General features: G+C 53.0%; 2 protein-coding genes. Both read left to right on the forward strand.

Translation table 11 applies throughout. The features are described 5' to 3' along the window. Window positions 1–442 (forward strand): DUF6502 family protein (locus tag ACTF5Z_RS12175; RefSeq protein WP_438985867.1); only part of this gene is annotated, 442 nt, incomplete at its 5' end. Beyond that, window positions 439–1,438 (forward strand): DUF5666 domain-containing protein (locus ACTF5Z_RS12180; protein WP_438985868.1); only part of this gene is annotated, 1,000 nt, incomplete at its 3' end. The genes ACTF5Z_RS12175 and ACTF5Z_RS12180, both read left to right, overlap by 4 nt.

Genomic DNA, 1,438 nt, shown 5'->3' on the forward strand with positions numbered 1-1,438 from the left:
GAACAGTTTCGCAGAATTGGTGCGTCGCTTCAGCGGGGATATGACACCCGCCGCGATGCTGGCGACCTTGCTTCACAGCGAGAACGTTATTCAGGTGAACGGCCAGTTGCGTCTGCAGAAAAAGGAGTATCTGCCTTTAGAGACATCGCACGAAAGACTGATGCTATTCGGAACAGACACAGCGGAACTCATGGGCTCTATCGAACACAATCTAGAGAGCCAGCACGATGACCGCTGGTTTCAGCGCAAAGTATCCAGTCACTTGCTGCATCGCGACGCCGTGCCTGAATTCAGAGCGCTGTCGAACCGTAAGTCGATGGAGTTGCTCGAATACTACGACTACTGGTTGTCTAAGCACGAAGTTGAAGAAGGCGATTCCAACGGTAGCTATGTCGCCGTGGGTATTTATTACACGCAAAATCAAGGTGAGGGTGAAACATGATGTTATTAAGGTACTTAGGCACGGCAGTAGTAATTGCCTTGCTCGCCTCATGTGGTGGAGGCGGTGGTGGTGGCGGTGCGGGAGCGCCGGCGCCGGCCGGCACGACCGGCGGAACGGATCCTGCGACGGGTGGTGGTACGAGCGGAGGCACCGATGGTGGAACTGATCTTGGTATCAGTGGCAGTGGCGCTCCCATTGCGTACGGCACGATCGATGCTTTTGGTAGCATCTTTGTAAATGGCGTCGAATTTAATACTGACAATGCGGCTATATTCGTCGATGGACAACCCGCAAATGAGCTGGATCTCTCGGTCGGTATGGTGGTGTCGGTAGAGGGCACCATCAATGCTGATGGCGTGACCGGCGAGGCGACGGTCGTTATTTTTGATAACGAGCTTAAAGGTCCAGTACAAGCTATCGCTTTAGACGCGCAGGGTGATGTGATGACCATCACGATCTTGGGCGTGAATGTGACGGTAGACCGTATTGCAACGACCTTCGAAAACACCACGTTTGACACTCTGGCCGTCGGCGATTTCGTCGAAATTAGCGGTTTTCCCGAAGGCTTGACGGATTTGCGCGCTACGCACTTAGAAAAGCGACAAGAGGTGTATGTCGAGGGTGAAACAGAGGTCGAAATTGAAGGTACTATCTCGGCCTTGACCGATACGACATTTCAGTTGCGCACTTACACGGTTGACTACACTGGAGCTGATCTGACTGAGGTAGCCGATAGCACCTTACTGGACGGAATGTACGTCGAGGTCAAAGGTACGCTCTCTGGCGATCAACTGATAGCGACCGAGGTAGAGGAAGAGCGCTCGTTCTCTGACAGCCTTGAAGCCGACGACGATTTCAGTTTGCAAGGCGCAGTCACTAATTATGTGGATGACTCGAGCTTCGAAATCGCGGGAGTCCCAATTGACGCGTCCAATGCAGTTAAAAAGCCGAGCGCCTTGACTATCGCCAATGGCGTCCTATTGGAAGTCGAGGGTA

It is taken from the genome of Aequoribacter sp., assembly GCF_965659035.1.
Taxonomy (GTDB): domain Bacteria; phylum Pseudomonadota; class Gammaproteobacteria; order Pseudomonadales; family Halieaceae; genus Aequoribacter.